Below are 16,340 nucleotides of genomic sequence, written 5' to 3'. Positions count from 1 at the left end.
CTAGACGTTCCCTTCGGGACTGCGAGGGGCTTCTGACTGGGCTGCCGCGCGGCCGGACTCGGTGCCCTGCTGGAGCGCGGCCCAACGAGAGCCGGTCTCCTCCGGGGAACGTTCGTGGACGGGCTCGGTGCGCGGCAGACTCTGCTCCTGCTCGGCCACCGGCTGCCGGCGGCGCCTGCGCGGCAGTCCGCCCTCGGCGGAGGCCGCCGCGGCGTCGGGCTGTGCGGGCACGCCGTGTGCCGGAGCGGCTGGCGCGGGGGTGTGCGGTGTGGGGGGAATGGGGGCGGCGGCTCCGGTCGGGAGTACGGCGGGCCGCTCGGCCGCGCCGGAACGGCGCGGCATCGGAGCCATCACGGACATGGGCTGGGCGCTCTCGTCGAGGACGGTGAGGAGGGGGTCACCCGGGATGTAGACAACGGCTCGCACGCCGCCGTACGGCGAGGACTCGATGTGCACGCCGAAGCCGTACTGGCGCACCAGCTGGCCGGCCGCCGCGAAACCGGACCGCGGCGGGTCGCCGAGCTGGGTCAGCAGCAGGTCCGTGTCGCTCGCGAGGAGCTCCATCGCGGCCTTGACCTCGTCGTCGTGCATACCGACGCCGTAGTCGTCGATGATGACCGACGCACCGCGGTTGCCCTGCTGGAGCGTGACGGTGACGGGCAGCTCCCGGTGCGAGTGGTGCAGCGCGTTGGCGAGCAGCTCGGTGACGGTGATCGCGATCGGCTCGACGGCCCGGGCGACCACCGCGACGGGGTCGCGCAACTGGTTGCTGACCTGTACGCGCTCGTAGCCGCGCAGCCGCGAGGCGGCGCCGACCACCAGCTCGGAGAGGTAGGAGTCCTCACGCGTCAGGCCCGGCCAGGCGCCACACACCACACCGGTGGCCTGGATGCGCCGCAGCGCCTGCTCGTTGAGGAAGTCGGCGGCCAGCAGGTCCTGGGCGACGGACGGGTCGTCGTAGCGGTGCTGCATGTCCTGAAGCGCCGTCTGGAGGCGGTAGAGCAGCGCCTGAATGGTCGTGGTCGCACCGCGCAGCGTGGACTGCGCCGCCGCGTCGACCCGGGACCGCTCCTTGGTGATGGCCTCGCCGACCTGCTCCAGTACGGCGCTCAGCGCCTGGTCGGTCTCCGACCCGGCGAACCGGGCGTCCAGCAGTCCGCGTACGGGCACGTGCGGATGGGCCAGCGCCATCGTCAGGTCGGGCAGTCTGGTCCCGGCCAGGTGCCGGATCTCGGCCTCGGTGGCGCGCAGCCGGGCCGAGAGCTCCGTATTGCCGTGGAGCGTGGCGCTGTTCTGTTCCTCAGCGGCGGTGAGACGGGCCGTCAGGGCCTTGCGTTGTCCGCTGGCCCGGATCGTGAGCGCCGCCAGGACCACGGCGGCGGCCGTACCTGCGCTGAGGCACCACAACAGCGCCTCCGGTATGGATGTCATCGAGATCCTCTACATGGGGACTGAGGGGGCGGCCGGACATCACGGCTTCGTGGTGCCGATCATCACGGGATGCTACCGGGGAGTTGACGAGCCGTAAGGGCCGATCGCGGGGGGTGACTGAGAAGTGCGGAAGGTCACGTTCCGCCCGCGTATGCCCTGGACCATAACGTGATGTGGCCCTGTCATCCAGGAGAGATGGCAGGGCCCTTGTGCTCTTGTTGTGACGGCTCGGTGAAGGCCGGTCAGGCGGCCGTGAACCGCGCGTTCTTGACAGCGTCGATGAAAGCGGACCATGCGGACGCGGAGAAGGCCACGGCCGGACCGTGGGGAACCGCCTTGCTGTCGCGGACGGGGACGAGGCCGGGGAGGTCGTCGGAGACCTCGATGCAGCTGCCGCCGTTGGTGTCGCTGTAACTGCTCTTACGCCAGGTGGCGGCGCCGGGGAAGTCGTGAGCGACCTCGACGCAGTTGCCGCCGTCCCCGTCGCTGTAAGAACTCTTACGCCATCGGGCGGTGCTCAGGTCGTAGTCTCGCATCGTCTGTAGTCCTCAGCGGCCGATTCGATCAGGGGTAGGGACGCCTCTGTCGAGAGCGCGGCGGCCCTGAGTAGATCGTATGTCCCCTGAGCCCGCTTCACCACGGCCGGATCGTCCAGCAAATTCCCCGAATACACCGCTTCTGTATAGGCGGTTGGCGGGGCGTCTTCGAACTCCATGAGTTTGAGGGACTTGCCCATCTGCGCGCATGCACCTGCTGCGAATGGCAGCACCTGCACAAGTGTCTTGCGTTCGCGCATGAGCTGGGCGATGTGCTCCAGCTGTGCTGCCATCACAGCCGAACCGCCCACCGGTACCCGTAGTGCGGCCTCATGCAGCACCACCCAGTACTCGGGCCGTGTCGCTTCCTTGAGGATGCCTGCCCGATCCATTCGGGCGCGGACCCTGTCCTCGATGTACTCGTCGTCCGCGAAGGGGTTGTTCGCGAGTGTGAGAGCCCGCGTGTATGCCGATGTCTGCAGCAGCCCGGGCGTGATCATCGACTCGAACTCGCAGATCTTCGTCGCCAACCGCTCCAGATCCGCCGCAGCCGCGAAGTAATCCGCATACCGCTTGTCGTCGATCAGCTTCCGCCACGCCCGCTCGAAAAAGCCGTCGGTTTGCAGTACCTCGTCGATCCGGATCGCCACGTCCAGCTGCGGCTTGCGGATCGCCTGCTCGAACTGGCCGATGTAGCCGCCGGAGACGAACACCCGGCGCCCCAGTTCGCCCTGCGTCAGTCCGGCGAGCTCCCGGCGGTACTTGAGCTCCGCGCCCCAGTGCTCCCATGCCGCCATGCGTGAGCCATTGGCCATGGCTGACTCCCTCTAACTCCCACCGTGTGCACGGCAGTTGTAGTGCCGATCCCGTGCCGATCCCCTTGCACAGCGTAGTTCCGCAGCGTCACGCTCTGCATGCAAACCGTGAACAACCCTGCGAGAAGGCGGACGATCATGAAGCACCTCAAGGAAGTCGATGCCGTGACGACGGAACTGCGCGAGGCCCTCGCCGGCGCGGGGGTCGTCCTGCCGTCGCTGCGCCCCGACCCCGTCTCGATCGCGCACCGCTACAACCCGCCGCTCGTCGAGCTGGGCCGCTGCTCGATGGAGGTCGCCCGGCGGCTGACCGCGGCGCTGACGCCGACGCGGCAGTCGCGGGGTGAGCGGCCCTAGGCGTCGTGTCCGACCCGCCGCCTACCCGGACGGCGGCCTTCCACCGGGCAAGCAGCGGGAACACGTGTGGAAGCTACGAGGGTAAGGAGCGACTGCATGGCGAAGAACTCCGTCGTACGCCGCAAGGGCGACGGCGACGCATTCTGGCTGTTGAACGGCCTCTACGAGGTCAAGGCGTCCGGTGACGAGACCAATGGCGAGATGACCGTCATGGAGATGACCATTCCGGAGGGAGGCGGCCCACCGCCGCACATCCACCCCGGAACCGAGAGTGTCTACGTCGTCGAGGGAACGCTGCGCTACCACATCGGCAACGAGACATTCGAAGGCGGACCCGGATCGTTCTTCCACATCCCCGCGGGGACGCTGGAGCGGTACGAACCCACGAGCACGGTCCGTATGGTGATCACCTACACGCCGGGCGGCATCGACAAGTTCTTCGCCGAAGCCGGTGAACCGGCCCAGCGACGCGAGCTGCCGCCGCCGTCGGACACGGCTCCGGACGTCGAGCGCATGGTGGAGATCGGCCGACGGCACGGCATCGACATGAGGCCCCTGCATCTGGCCTAGTACCAGCGGAGTTCGACGGTCTCTGGTCCTGGTCCTGGTCCTGGTCCTGGTCCGCCGGTCCACCGGGACTGGTCCGCCGGGCGGAGACCCCCACCGGCCTCTTCCCCACCACACACCCACGGGAGGGGGCGGACCGTAGGACGGAGTCCGTAGGGCCGCCCCCGCAGCCGAACAGCCCCGCGCAGCGGCAACGCTCGCCCCAGGCGCAACGGAGCGGCAGCCGGCCACAGGGGAAGCGCCGCCATGCGGAACAATGGCCGCATGAGTCTGTTCCGCGACGACGGCATCGTGCTGCGCACCCAGAAGCTGGGTGAGGCGGACCGGATCATCACGCTGCTCACCCGGGGGCACGGCCGGGTCCGGGCGGTGGCCCGGGGCGTACGGCGCACGAAGTCGAAGTTCGGGGCGCGGCTGGAGCCGTTCTCGCATGTGGACGTGCAGTTCTACGCCCGCGGCAGCGAGCTGATCGGGCGCGGTCTGCCGCTGTGCACGCAGAGCGAGACGATCGCCGCGTACGGTGGCGGGATCGTCACCGACTACGCCCGCTACACGGCCGGCACCGCCATGCTGGAGACCGCCGAGCGGTTCACCGACCACGAGGGCGAACCGGCGATACAGCAGTACCTGCTGCTGGTCGGCGGCCTGCGGACGCTCTCGCGCGGTGAGCACGCCCCGCATCTGGTCCTGGACGCCTTCCTGCTGCGCTCGCTCGCCGTCAACGGCTACGCGCCGAGTTTCGACAGCTGCGCGCGGTGCGGGCTGCCCGGACCCAACCGGTTCTTCTCCGTGGCGTCGGGCGGAGTGATCTGCGGCGACTGCCGGGTCCCCGGAAGCGTCGTACCCTCCTCAGAGGCCATCGGGCTCCTCAGTGCGCTGCTGACCGGCGACTGGGAGACCGCGGACGCCTGCGAGGCCCGTCACGCCCGGGAGGGCAGCGGGCTGGTCACGGCGTACCTGCACTGGCATCTGGAGCGGGGCCTGCGCTCCCTCCGGTATGTAGAGCAATAGCGCACAAGCACATAACGAACCCCCCGAAGCGACACATAGGAGACGTGGGCCGCATGGCACGACGCGGGATTCTGGGCCGTAATCGGCGCGAGTACGAGACGCCCGAGCAGCACCCTTCCGGTGCGCGGCCGCCGAAGATCCCCAGTGATCTGGTCCCGAACCATGTGGCCGTCGTCATGGACGGCAACGGCCGGTGGGCCAAGGAGCGCGGGCTGCCGCGCACCGAGGGCCACAAGGTCGGCGAGGGCGTCGTCCTGGACGTGCTCAAGGGCTGCATCGAGATGGGCGTGAAGAACCTCTCGCTCTACGCCTTCTCGACGGAGAACTGGAAGCGGTCGCCCGACGAGGTCAAGTTCCTGATGAACTTCAACCGGGACGTGATCCGGCGGCGGCGCGACGAGATGGACGCGCTGGGCATCCGCATCCGCTGGGTCGGGCGGATGCCGAAGCTGTGGAAGTCCGTGGTGCAGGAGCTCCAGATCGCCCAGGAGCAGACCAAGAACAATGACGCGATGACGCTGTATTTCTGCGTGAATTACGGCGGTCGGGCGGAGATCGCGGACGCGGCGGCGGCCATCGCGGCGGATGTGCGGGCCGGGAAGCTGGACCCGTCGAAGGTCAACGAGAAGACCGTCGCGAAGTACATGTACTACCCGGACATGCCGGACGTTGACCTCTTCGTGCGGCCGTCCGGCGAGCAGCGGACCTCGAACTACCTGATCTGGCAGAGCGCGTACGCCGAGATGGTGTTCCAGGACATTCTGTGGCCGGACTTCGACCGCCGGAACCTGTGGGACGCGTGCCTGGAGTACGCCAAGCGGGACCGCCGGTTCGGTGCGGCGCCGACGCCGGACGGCCAGTCGGCCACGTAAGCGGCGCAACGCGACACGGGCCGCCCCCTGAGTCTCAAGGGGGCGGCCCGTGTGCGCTGGTGCTGGTGTTACTGCGGTCCCGGTGGTTCCGGTGATCCCGGTGATCCCGGTGCTCCCGCTGTCACTTCTCCTCGGCGGCCCGCTCGGCGCAGTCGCCGCACGTCCCGAAGATCTCGATGGTGTGCGCCACGTCCCGGAAACCGTGCTCCGCGGCGATCTGGTCGGCCCACTTCTCCACCGCCGGGCCCTCGACCTCGACGGCCTTGCCGCAGGACCGGCACACCAGGTGGTGGTGGTGATCGTCGGTGCTGCACCGGCGGTAGACCGCCTCGCCGTCGCTGGTGCGCAGCACATCGACCTCGCCGGCGTCGGCGAGGGACTGCAGAGTGCGGTAGACGGTGGTCAGTCCGACCGAGTCACCGCGGTGCTTGAGCATGTCGTGCAGTTCCTGGGCACTGCGGAACTCGTCCACCTCGTCGAGTGCGGCGGACACCGCGGTCCGCTGCCGCGTCGACCGGCCGCGTACCGGAGATCCCGCGCTCGTCGCCACCGTTGCCTCCCTAGGACGTCAGGGACCTCTCCCTGCGCATGCGTCCCGCCATTGTGCCAGGTGATGCCCGGATCCCCGGTGGGACGCTTACACCTGCGCGGACATCTCCCCGTACCCCTGGGGGAACATCTCCACGTACCCCTTTACGTACATCTATGCGCCGACTCGTGCGGGCTTAGGCGGCGCTATCCGGCCACGTTCACGTCGTCCGCGGGGGTGCGGCCACCGGGTACCTCCAGGGTGCACCCCGTACCGGGCTGTGCGGCAGCCCTGGCGCGCCTTTTCGTCAGCGGCCCGGCGAGCGCGGTGAAGACGACGAACAGGCCGATGGCGAGCAGCACGATGGTCGCGCCGGACGGCACGTCCACGTAGTACGAGGTGGTGGTGCCCGTAAGAGTGACCGCCACACCGATCGCCACGGCCACCGTGAAGGTGACCGCGAAGCTGCGGCTGATCTGCTGCGCGGCCGCGACCGGGATCACCATCAGGGCGCTGACCAGCAACAGGCCGACCACGCGCATGGCGACGGTGACGGTGACCGCGGCGGTCACGGCGATCAGGAGGTTCAGCACCCGCACCGGCAGGCCGGTCACCCGGGCGAACTCCTCGTCCTGGCAGACGGCGAACAGCTGACGGCGCAGGCCGACCGTGATCGCCAGCACCAGCGCGGCGAGCACGCAGATCGTCGTCATGTCCTGCGGCGAGACGGTGGTGATCGAGCCGAAGAGGTAGGTGCCGAAGTTGGCGTTGGAGCCGGCGTCGGACAGGCTCATCAGCATCACGCCGCCCGCCATGCCGCCGTAGAACAGCATGGCCAGCGCGAGATCGCCGCGGGTCCTGCCGTACCAGCGGATCAGCTCCATGACGACGGAGCCGGTGACGGCGACGGCGGTGGCGACCCAGACGGGGCTCTGGTTGAGCAGGAAGCCGAGGCCGACGCCGGTGAGCGCGACATGGCCGATGCCGTCGCCCATCAGGGCCTGGCGGCGCTGGACGAGATAGATGCCGATGGCGGGGGCGGTGACGCCGACGATCAGGGCGGCGATCAGGGCCCGCTGCATGAAGGGGTAACTGAGGATTTCCATGGTGGGTGCAGCCCCTAGGTCAGCAGGCCGGTGCGGAGCGGCTCCGCGGCGGCGTCGGCGTGTGGGTGGACGTGGTCGTGGCCGGGCAGCGCGTGCTGGCCGACGGCCTCGGGCGGCGGGCCGTCGTGGACGACGCAGCCGTCGCGCAGCACCACCGCGCGGTCGATCAGCGGCTCCAGCGGGCCCAGCTCGTGCAGGACGAGCAGGACCGTGGCGCCGGCGGCGACCTGCTCGCGCAGGGCGGCGGCGAGCACCTCCTGGCTGGCCAGGTCGACGCCGGCCATCGGCTCGTCCATGATCAGCAGTTCCGGTTCGCCGGCCAGCGCCCTGGCTATCAGCACCCGCTGGTGCTGTCCGCCGGAGAGTGCGTCGACGGAGTCCTTGGCGCGGTCGGCCATCCCGACCAGCTCCAGGGCGCGGTGCACGGCGGCCCGGTCGGCCTTGCGCAGGATGCCCAGCTTCGTACGGGCCAGCCGGCCGGCGGTGACGACCTCGCGGACGGTGGCGGGGACCCCGCCGGCCGCGGTGGTGCGCTGCGGGACGTACCCGATCCGGGCCCAGTCCTTGAAGCGGCGGAACTCGGTACCGAAGAGGGACAGCGCGCCGCCGGTGAGCGGGACCTGGCCGATCACCGAGCGCACGGCGGTGGACTTGCCCGATCCGTTGGCGCCCAGCAGCGCGACGACCTCGCCGGAGCGGACGGTGAGGTCGACGCCGCGCAGCACGGGGCGGGCGCCGAGGGAGGCGGTGGCGCCGCGCAGGTCGATGACCGGCTGGGGTTGCGGCTGGTTCACGGTGTCCTCCGTAACGGGCTGGGGTGGTGGGACGGGGCTGCTCACTTGCTGCCGAGGGCCTTCTGCAGGGCGGCGAGGTTGGCGCGCTGCACGCCGAAGTAGTCCTTGCCGCGGGACTTGGCGGTGATCCCCTCCAGCGGGTCGAGCACATCGGTCTTCAGGTGCAGATCGCCGGCCAGGGTCCGGGCGGTGGCCGGGTTGGCGATCGTCTCGAAGAAGACCGTGGAGACGTGGTGCTCGGCGGCGAGGGAGTGCAGGCTCTGGATGCGGTGGGCGCTGGGCTCGGACTCGGGGTCGAGTCCGCTGATGGCCTCCTCGGTGAGGCCGTAGCGCTCGGCGAGGTAGCCGAAGGCGGCGTGGGTGGTGATGAAGGTGTCGGACGCCCGCTTCTTCAGCCCGTTCCTGAAGTCGGCGTCCAGCGCCCGGAGCTTCTTCACCAGCGCGTCGGTGTTCTTCTGGTAGTCGGCCTTGTGGCCCGGGTCGGCCTTGGCGAGGGTCTTGTTGACGCCCTTGGCGACCTCGGCGTACTTCACCGGGTCCAGCCAGATGTGCGGGTCCTTTCCGCCCTCGGACTCGGTGTGCGCGTGCTCGCCGCCGGCGGCGTGGTCGTGGTCGTGGCCGTCGACCTCGGTGCCGTGCGCTTCGAGGGAGGTCAGGGCGGATGCGTCGGCGATGTTCTCGACGCCGGACTGGGCGATCGCGCTGTCCACGGCGGGCTGCAGGCCCTTGAGGTAGACCACCGCGCCGGCCGCGCTGAGCTGGGCGGTCTGCTGCGCGGTGAGGGTCAGGTCGTGCGGCTCTACACCGGGCTTGGTGAGGCCGGTCACCTCGACGTGGTCGCCGCCGATCTGCTCGGCGAGGAATTCCATGGGGTAGAAGGACGCCGCCACCTTCAGCTTGCCGTCATCCGTGCGCGTCGCGTCGGCCGTGGAGCAGGCGGAGAGGGCCAGGAGGCCGAGTACCGAGGCTCCGGCGACGGCGGCGGTGGATATGTGACGGCGTATGTTCATGACAGTCATTTTCAACAAACTTGGAAACGATTGTCAACAAAGCCGGGGGTGGGTGTGAGCGGGGCGACAGTGGTACGGAACCGATTTGGCCTGGGGGGTGCGCCCGCCGGTACCCTGAACTATTCGTCCATCCGTCTCCCGACCACCCCCCAGCGCGAGACGCCCGGGCGTATGCCCATTCATCGTTCGTCGTCGTAATGAAGAGAGCACCGTGGCCGCCGACAAGATCGATACCATCGTCAGCCTGAGCAAGCGCCGTGGCTTCGTATACCCCTGCAGTGAGATCTACGGCGGCTCTCGGGCTGCCTGGGACTACGGTCCGCTGGGCGTCGAGCTCAAGGAGAACATCAAGCGTCAGTGGTGGCGCTCCATGGTCACCTCGCGCGACGACGTCGTCGGTCTCGACTCGTCGGTGATCCTGGCCCCCGAGGTGTGGCAGGCGTCCGGCCACGTCGCCACCTTCACCGACCCGCTCACCGAGTGCACCTCCTGCCACAAGCGCTTCCGCGCGGACCACCTGGAGGAGGCGTACGAGGCCAAGCACGGCAAGCTCCCCGAGAACGGCCTCGCCGACGTCAACTGCCCGCACTGCGGCAACAAGGGCGGCTTCACCGAGCCCAAGCAGTTCTCCGGCCTGCTCTCCACCCACCTCGGCCCGTCGCAGGACACCGCCTCGGTCGCCTACCTGCGCCCCGAGACCGCCCAGGGCATCTTCACCAACTTCGCCCAGGTCCAGCAGACCTCCCGCAAGAAGCCGCCGTTCGGCATCGCGCAGATGGGCAAGTCCTTCCGGAACGAGATCACTCCGGGCAACTTCATCTTCCGCACCCGCGAGTTCGAGCAGATGGAGATGGAGTTCTTCGTCAAGCCGGGCGAGGACGAGCAGTGGCAGGAATACTGGATGGAGCAGCGGTGGAACTGGTACCGCGACCTCGGTATCCGCGAGGACAACATCCGCTGGTACGAGCACCCCGCCGAGAAGCTCTCGCACTACTCCAAGCGCACCGCTGACATCGAGTACCGCTTCAACTTCGGCGGCACCGAGTTCTCCGAGCTGGAGGGCGTGGCCAACCGCACCGACTACGACCTCTCGGCGCACTCCAAGGCGTCCGGCCAGGACCTCTCCTACTTCGACCAGGAGGCCGGCGAGCGCTGGACTCCGTACGTCATCGAGCCGGCGGCCGGTGTGAACCGCGCGATGCTCGCCTTCATGCTCGACGCGTACGTCGAGGACGAGGCGCCCAACGCCAAGGGCAAGATGGAGAAGCGCACGGTCATGCAGCTCGACCCGCGCCTGTCGCCGGTCAAGGTCGCGGTGCTGCCGCTGTCCCGCAACCCGCAGCTGTCGCCGAAGGCCAAGGGCCTCGCCACCGACCTGCGCAAGAACTGGAACATCGAGTTCGACGACGCGGGCGCCATCGGCCGCCGCTACCGCCGCCAGGACGAGATCGGCACGCCGTTCTGCGTCACGGTCGACTTCGACACCCTCGACGACAACGCCGTCACCGTGCGCGAGCGCGACACGATGAAGCAGGAGCGGGTGTCCCTGGACCAGATCCAGTCGTACCTGGGCGGTCGACTGCTGGGCTGCTAGTCCCTGGCGCGATGGCGTCCATGTCGTCCGTCGCGGGGTGGCGTCGGAGGAGGCCCTCGCGGATGGTGTCGACGTAGCACCGTCGCATTGCCGCAAAGCGCCGGTCGGGCTCGGAGTCATCCGGGCCCGACCGGCGCTTTTGTGTGGGCTGCCGGGCAGGTTTGTGTGGACTGCCGTGCAGGAATACCGTTCCCCGCCGCCACGTTGTGGCCCCGCAGGGGGGCCTCACGCCCCCTACGGGATGTGTTCGCCCACCCCCTAGGTGCCCCCGACCCCGCCCCCGCAGCCCCCCACTACCCCCGCGACCGCCCCGCCGCGAGCCACGCGCACAGGGCCGCCAGGGGGAGTTCGGCCGCGACGGCCATGGCTATGGCGGTGGCCAGTTCCGGGCCGGGCGCGGCGGTGGCGAGGTCGATGCCGGCGTCGGCGAGGAGGAGGACGGCCGCGGCGGTCGCGGGCGCCCGGTGGCGGTGGCCGCCGCGCAGCAGGAGGGTGCCGGCGGTGAGGAGGGCGGCGGCCTCCAGCGCGTCGAGGGCGACCCAGGCGGCGGCCTCGGCGGGCGGGAGCGTGCCGGCGAGGTAGCCGAGCCAGGGGAGCAGGGCGAGACCGGCGCACGCCAGGATGCGGCCCTGCCACCGGCGGGCGGCGCCGACCCGTGCGGGCCCGTGGCAGGCCACCGGCGGCGTCGCGTAACGTCCGTCGTCCGCAGGGGAGTTGAAGGCGATCAAAGCCATGGCGAGGGTCTCTTCCGGTGTCTGGAACCCGGCCGTCGGGCTCGTGATCAAGACTCCGGTTTTCGCCGGCCGCAGTCAGTAACGCCGCTGTCCGACCTGGGGTGGCACTAGCTGCACCCCCGGTACGGCAGCGGTCTTCATGGCGGTCCGCGGCGCCCGCCGCCTACGGTTGGATCATGAAACTCCCGCCCCGGCCGCGGCGCGTGCTCACCCGCCTGACCCGCGATACGTCCTTCCTCGCCCTGGGGGCGCCGCTGCACCTGTTCATCGGGTTCCTGCTGTTCATGATCTTCGGTCTCGTATGGGAGATCATCGAGGGGCACGACGCCAGCGTGCCGGTGGTCCTGGGCTTCGCGGTGGTGCTGACGGTGTTCTCCGTACCGGCACTGACCGCTGCCCAGCGCTGGCGTTTCCGGCAGCTGCTCGGCATCGACATCCGCCCTCCGGGATGGCGGCGGCCGCAGCGGCAGTTCGGCTACCACTGCCTGCTCGGCACGCTGCTCGGCGGGCTCGAAGCGCTGCTGCTGTCCCTGCTGCTTTCGGGCCTGGCCGCCGCCACGGTGTACGTGTGGATATGGGGGGTGCCCTGGACCTGGCGGGCCGACCACCCCGGCTACACCACCCAGGCGTTCTACGTCACCCTCGCCGGCCTCGCCGCGCTCGCCGCCGTCCCCGCCCTCGCCGCGGCCCTGGTGCGCCTTGAGACGCGCCTCGGCCCCGAACTGCTGGGGCCCGACCCGAGTGCGGACCTGGTGCGGCGGGTGGCCGACCTCACCGAGAGCCGCGCCGGGGCGGTGGACGCCGCGGACGCCGAACGGCGGCGCATCGAACGCGATCTGCACGACGGGGCGCAGCAGCGGCTGGTGTCGCTGGCGCTGAATCTGGGGCTGGCCAAGGCCACGCTGACGGATCTGCCGCCGGAGGTGCGGGAGGTCATCGACACCGCGCACCGCGAGGCGAAGGAGGCGATCGAGGAGCTGAGCAGCCTGGTGCGGGGGTTGCACCCCGCCGTACTCGACGAGCTGGGGCTGGATGCGGCGCTCTCCGGACTCGCGGCCCGTGCGCCGCTGCCCGTACGGCTGCGGGTGGATCTGCCGCCGGATCTGCCGCAGCGGGCTACGCCGGCCGTCGAGGCGGTCGCGTACTTCGTCGTCTCCGAGGCGCTGACGAACATCGCCAAGCACGCGCCGCAGGCGACCAGGGCGGATGTGACGGTCACCCGGCTCGGCGGGATACTGCGGGTGGTGATCGCCGACGACGGTATGGGCGGGGCCGATCCGTCCAAGGGGAGCGGTCTGACGGGGCTTGCCCAGCGAGTGCGGTCCGTGGACGGGACATTCCGGATGAGCAGCCCCGTGGGGGGCCCGACCATGATGAGCGTGGAGCTGCCGTGCCCGATGTGAGGCGTGCCGTGATCGCCGAGGACTCCGTTCTGCTGCGGATCGGGTTGGTCAAGGTGGTGGAGATGGCCGGGTTCGAGGTGGTTGCCGAGTCCGGGGACGCGCAGGGGCTGCTGGCGGCGGTCGAGGAGCACCGGCCGGACCTGGCGGTGGTGGACGTGCGGATGCCGCCCGGCTTCACGGACGAGGGGGTGCGGGCGGCGCTGTCGATCCGCCGGCAGTGGCCCGGCACGGCGGTGCTGATGCTCTCCCAGTACGTCGAGGAGCGCTATGCGGCCGATCTGCTCGCCACGAACACCAGCGGGGTGGGCTATCTGCTCAAGCAACGGGTCGCGGATGTCGAGGAGTTCATCGAGGCGCTGCGGCGGGTCGCGGACGGCGGCACCGCGCTCGACCCGCAGGTCGTCGCCCAGCTGCTGGTGCGGCGGGCGAGCGATCCGCTGGAGCGGCTGACGGCTCGCGAACGGGAAGTGCTCGCCCTGATGGCCGAGGGCCGGTCCAACGCGGGGATCGCCGCCCAACTGGTGGTGAGCGAGAGCGCGGTCGCCAAGCACATCAACAACATCCTCGCCAAGCTCGACCTGCCGAAGGCCGACGGCGACCACCGCCGGGTGCTGGCGGTGCTGCACTTCCTCGGGATGGGCTCCTGACGCGTCGCGTAACGCGTCGTCGTTGACGTGGTGTGAGCCGCTGCCCGCCCGCTGTGGTTCCGCCGTGGTTCCGCCGCGTGAAACGGCGGAAATAAACGCCGTCGGCGCGCATCCATTGGTCTGTCTCAGGCGTCTCACGACCGAGCGGCTTTCTCATATGGGCCGCACTGCAGGGGTATCAGGGGTATTTGGAGTATTCAATTTGAAAACTGGCATCAAGGGCATTCGTCGCGTCTCCGCAGTTGCCCTCACCGCGGGAGCCGTTCTGACGGCCGGGGTGTTCGCCGCCCCGGCGCAGGCCGCCACGCTCCCGACGCCCACGGTCGCCGCCAAGGGTGGCTTCGTGATGAACAACGGCACGGGTAAGACGCTGTACACCAAGGCCGCGGACACCCGTCGCTCCACCGGCTCCACCACCAAGATCATGACGGCCCGGGTGGTGCTCGCGCAGCCGAACCTCAACCTGGATTCCAAGGTCACGGTCCAGAAGGCGTACAGCGACTACATCGTCAACAACGACTGGGCCTCGTCGGCCCGGCTGATCGTCGGCGACAAGGTCACGGTCCGTCAGCTGCTCTACGGGCTGATGCTGCCGTCGGGCTGCGACGCGGCGTACGCGCTGGCGGACAAGTTCGGCAGCGGCTCCACGCGGGAAGCGCGCGTGAAGTCGTTCATCGGCAAGATGAACACGACGGCCAAGAGCCTCGGGCTGACGAACACGCACTTCGACTCGTTCGACGGCATCGGGCACGGCGCGAACTACTCCACGCCGCGCGATCTGACCAAGCTGGCCAGCAGCGCGATGAAGTACTCCACGTTCCGCTCCGTCGTGAAGACGAAGTCGACGAAGCAGAAGGTCACCACCAAGAGCGGTGGTTACCGCTACATGGAGTGGACCAACACCAACGGCCTGCTCGGCAGCTACGCCGGCACCATCGGCGTCAAGACCGGTTCGGGTCCGGAGGCCAAGTACTGCCTGGTCTTCGCCGCCACCCGGAACGGCAAGACCGTCATCGGCACGGTGCTCGCCTCCTCCTCGGTCGCCAACCGCACGGCGGACGCGAAGAAGCTGATGGACTACGCCTTCAAGAAGTAACCCGGGCGAGCCCGTCGGCCCGAACCGGGCCGGGCGGGGGGCCCGTCCGCGACCACACGGTCGCGGACGGGCCCCTTCGCCGTTTTGGCGGCGGTTCGGGTGCCTCAGCTGCGCAGACCGCGGAGGACCAGTTCGCGGACGGCCTCGAAGTCGGCGGTGATCTCCGGGCGGGACCACTCCGGGGCGTAACACGGGTCGTGGAAGCGGCCGGTGGCGTCGAAGACGGCGCGGGCCGCGATGGCGGGGGAGGGGGTCTGGAAAGCGCCCTGGCTGACGCCGGCCTCGATGATGACGGCGAGCTGGGCCTCCAGATCGGTGACATGGCGGTCGACCACACCGCCGCTCTCACCGATCAACGTCATGTACGTGGCGAACAGCTCGGGGTCGTCGCCGGCCTTGTGCCGCTTGGCCTCGAACAGGGAGGTCAGCCAGCGGTCCAGGCGCTCGGGGGCCGGGCCCTCCTCCGCGACGATGACCGACAGCTCCCGGCTCGTACGGTCCAGCCAGCGCGCGGTGACCGCCTCCCGCAGCGCCGCCTTCGTACGGAAGTGGCGGTAGACGCTGCCATGGCTGACGCCCAGGGCGCGTGCCACGTCCACGACGGTGGCCTTGGCCGGGCCGTAGCGGCGCAGCACCTCCTCGGTGGCTTCGAGGATGCGCTCGGGGGTCAACGTCTCGGGGGGCATGGGGCGGGAGGCCTTTCGGGGCGAGCGGGCGGGGCGGCGGGCGTCAGGTACCTACGGACGGTACCTGGCCCGTGCCGCCGTGCGCCCGCCGGTCAGCGCTCGCTGTCCAGATGAGCCATCTGATCGGTCGGGTAACGCTCGCCGGCGGCGGCGTCGACCGGGATCGCCTGCTCGATCGCGGCCAGCTCCCCGGCGTCCAGGCTGATGTCGAGGGCGCCGAGCGCCTCGGTCAGGCGGTCGCGCCGGCGGGCGCCGACCAGCGGGACGATGTCCTCGCCGCGGGAGAGCACCCAGGCGATGGCGGTCTGGGCGACCGAGACGCCCTTCTGCTCGGCGATCTTGCGGAGCGCGTCCACCAGGTCGAGGTTGCGCGAGAGGTTCTCGCCCTGGAAGCGCGGGCTCATCCCGCGGAAGTCGTTCGCGGCGAGCTTGCGGTCACGGCTGAAGTGGCCGCTGATCAGGCCGCGGGAGAGCACGCCGTACGCGGTGATGCCGATGCCCAGCTCGCGGGCGGTGGGCAGGATCGCGTCCTCGATGCCTCGGGAGACGAGGGAGTACTCGATCTGGAGGTCGGAGATCGGGGCGACGGCGGCGGCCCGGCGCAGGGACTCCGCGCCCACCTCGGAGAGGCCGATGTGCCGCACATGGCCGGCCTCGACCAGCTCGGCGATGGCGCCGACGGTCTCCTCGATCGGAACGTCCGGGTCGATCCGGGCGATCCGATAGATGTCGATGTGGTCGGTGCCCAGGCGCTGGAGGGAGTACGCGGCGAAGTTCTTCACCGCGTTCGGCCGGCCGTCATAGCCGGTGAAGCCGCCCTCGATCGTGCGCAGGGCGCCGAACTTGACGCTGGTCTGCGCCTTCTCGCGGGCCGCCGCGGGGGCGGTGCGCAGGGCTTCGTTGATCAGTAGTTCGTTGTGGCCCATGCCGTAGAAGTCGCCGGTGTCGAGCAGCGTGATGCCGGCGTCGAGGGCGGCGTGGATGGTGGCGATGGACTCGCTGCGGTCGCTGTCGCCGTAGAGGGCGGACATGCCCATGCAGCCGAGGCCGAGGGCGGAGGTCTGCGGGCCGTTGGTGCCCAGGGTGCGGGTCTGCACTGCGTACTCCTGAGAGAGGGGGACGGGGAGGGGATGCATTCACTATGACATGACG

Annotated in this window: 18 protein-coding genes; 8 read left to right on the top strand and 10 right to left on the bottom strand. The window is 69.9% G+C overall.

The window, feature by feature from the left end; genetic code table 11:
- The 3 genes from WAB15_RS14595 to WAB15_RS14585 all read right to left on the bottom strand — a co-directional run bounded on the left by WAB15_RS14595 (position 1) and on the right by WAB15_RS14585 (position 2,782).
- Complete coding sequence (locus WAB15_RS14595) at positions 1–1,431, bottom strand: ATP-binding protein (protein WP_407286525.1); 1,431 nt, start codon at positions 1,429–1,431, stop codon at positions 1–3.
- 242 nt (positions 1,432–1,673) lie between these two features.
- The gene (locus tag WAB15_RS14590) at positions 1,674–1,967 is read right to left on the bottom strand and encodes a DUF397 domain-containing protein (RefSeq protein WP_407286524.1); all 294 of its coding nucleotides are present in this window, start codon (positions 1,965–1,967) and stop codon (positions 1,674–1,676) included.
- Complete coding sequence (locus WAB15_RS14585) at positions 1,949–2,782, bottom strand: helix-turn-helix domain-containing protein (RefSeq protein WP_407286523.1); 834 nt, start codon at positions 2,780–2,782, stop codon at positions 1,949–1,951. The genes WAB15_RS14590 and WAB15_RS14585 overlap by 19 nt, the downstream gene beginning before the upstream one ends.
- A 138-nt stretch (positions 2,783–2,920) precedes the next feature.
- Here WAB15_RS14585 and WAB15_RS14580 point away from each other — a divergent pair, with 138 nt between their 5' ends.
- The 4 genes from WAB15_RS14580 to WAB15_RS14565 all read left to right on the top strand — a co-directional run bounded on the left by WAB15_RS14580 (position 2,921) and on the right by WAB15_RS14565 (position 5,589).
- Positions 2,921–3,139 (top strand): hypothetical protein, encoded by a 219-nt coding sequence (locus WAB15_RS14580; RefSeq protein WP_407286522.1) that lies wholly within the window; start codon positions 2,921–2,923, stop codon positions 3,137–3,139.
- 96 nt (positions 3,140–3,235) lie between these two features.
- Positions 3,236–3,709, top strand: a complete 474-nt coding sequence (locus tag WAB15_RS14575; protein WP_399147792.1) for a cupin domain-containing protein — start codon at positions 3,236–3,238, stop codon at positions 3,707–3,709.
- A gap of 261 nt (positions 3,710–3,970) precedes the next feature.
- Positions 3,971–4,717, top strand: a complete 747-nt coding sequence (gene recO, locus WAB15_RS14570; protein ID WP_399147793.1) for a DNA repair protein RecO — start codon at positions 3,971–3,973, stop codon at positions 4,715–4,717.
- A 53-nt stretch (positions 4,718–4,770) separates the two neighbouring features.
- Positions 4,771–5,589, top strand: coding sequence for an isoprenyl transferase (locus WAB15_RS14565; protein WP_407286521.1), 819 nt, complete (start codon positions 4,771–4,773; stop codon positions 5,587–5,589).
- A gap of 121 nt (positions 5,590–5,710) precedes the next feature.
- Here the strand turns inward: WAB15_RS14565 and WAB15_RS14560 are convergent, their stop codons facing one another.
- From WAB15_RS14560 to WAB15_RS14545, 4 genes are all read right to left on the bottom strand, one after another.
- Complete coding sequence (locus tag WAB15_RS14560) at positions 5,711–6,139, bottom strand: Fur family transcriptional regulator (RefSeq protein ID WP_393487002.1); 429 nt, start codon at positions 6,137–6,139, stop codon at positions 5,711–5,713.
- Positions 6,140–6,324: 185 nt separating this feature from the next.
- On the bottom strand, positions 6,325–7,224 hold the full coding sequence (locus WAB15_RS14555) for a metal ABC transporter permease (protein ID WP_399147795.1): 900 nt from the start codon (positions 7,222–7,224) through the stop codon (positions 6,325–6,327).
- A 14-nt stretch (positions 7,225–7,238) separates the two neighbouring features.
- Complete coding sequence (locus tag WAB15_RS14550; protein ID WP_399147796.1) at positions 7,239–8,018, bottom strand: metal ABC transporter ATP-binding protein; 780 nt, start codon at positions 8,016–8,018, stop codon at positions 7,239–7,241.
- Positions 8,019–8,059: 41 nt separating this feature from the next.
- Positions 8,060–9,028, bottom strand: coding sequence for a metal ABC transporter substrate-binding protein (locus WAB15_RS14545; protein WP_407286520.1), 969 nt, complete (start codon positions 9,026–9,028; stop codon positions 8,060–8,062).
- 211 nt (positions 9,029–9,239) lie between these two features.
- On the opposite strand from WAB15_RS14545, the gene WAB15_RS14540 reads away from it, so the two are divergent.
- Positions 9,240–10,622: a glycine--tRNA ligase gene (locus WAB15_RS14540; protein WP_399147798.1), complete on the top strand. Its 1,383-nt coding sequence runs from the start codon at positions 9,240–9,242 to the stop codon at positions 10,620–10,622.
- 293 nt (positions 10,623–10,915) lie between these two features.
- Here the strand turns inward: WAB15_RS14540 and WAB15_RS14535 are convergent, their stop codons facing one another.
- Positions 10,916–11,356: a hypothetical protein gene (locus WAB15_RS14535; RefSeq protein ID WP_407286519.1), complete on the bottom strand. Its 441-nt coding sequence runs from the start codon at positions 11,354–11,356 to the stop codon at positions 10,916–10,918.
- A gap of 176 nt (positions 11,357–11,532) precedes the next feature.
- On the opposite strand from WAB15_RS14535, the gene WAB15_RS14530 reads away from it, so the two are divergent.
- The 3 genes from WAB15_RS14530 to WAB15_RS14520 all read left to right on the top strand — a co-directional run bounded on the left by WAB15_RS14530 (position 11,533) and on the right by WAB15_RS14520 (position 14,502).
- On the top strand, positions 11,533–12,759 hold the full coding sequence (locus WAB15_RS14530) for a sensor histidine kinase (RefSeq protein WP_407286518.1): 1,227 nt from the start codon (positions 11,533–11,535) through the stop codon (positions 12,757–12,759).
- Positions 12,760–12,767: 8 nt separating this feature from the next.
- A complete protein-coding gene (locus WAB15_RS14525; protein WP_399147937.1) occupies positions 12,768–13,406 on the top strand; it encodes a response regulator in 639 nt (212 codons plus the stop codon).
- Positions 13,407–13,608: 202 nt separating this feature from the next.
- Entirely contained in the window at positions 13,609–14,502 is an 894-nt protein-coding gene (locus WAB15_RS14520; protein ID WP_399147801.1) for a D-alanyl-D-alanine carboxypeptidase family protein, read from the top strand.
- 104 nt (positions 14,503–14,606) lie between these two features.
- Here WAB15_RS14520 and WAB15_RS14515 read toward each other — a convergent pair whose 3' ends face one another.
- Positions 14,607–15,188: a TetR family transcriptional regulator gene (locus WAB15_RS14515; protein ID WP_407286517.1), complete on the bottom strand. Its 582-nt coding sequence runs from the start codon at positions 15,186–15,188 to the stop codon at positions 14,607–14,609.
- Between the two features lie 92 nt (positions 15,189–15,280).
- A complete protein-coding gene (locus WAB15_RS14510) occupies positions 15,281–16,285 on the bottom strand; it encodes an aldo/keto reductase (protein ID WP_407286516.1) in 1,005 nt (334 codons plus the stop codon).
- Positions 16,286–16,340: the final 55 nt, after the last annotated feature.

It is taken from the genome of Streptomyces sirii, assembly GCF_045690365.1.
Classification (GTDB): Bacteria; Actinomycetota; Actinomycetes; order Streptomycetales; family Streptomycetaceae; genus Streptomyces; species Streptomyces sirii.
Note: the sequence above shows the minus strand (reverse complement) of the source record. Positions and strands in the feature narration are given on the sequence as shown.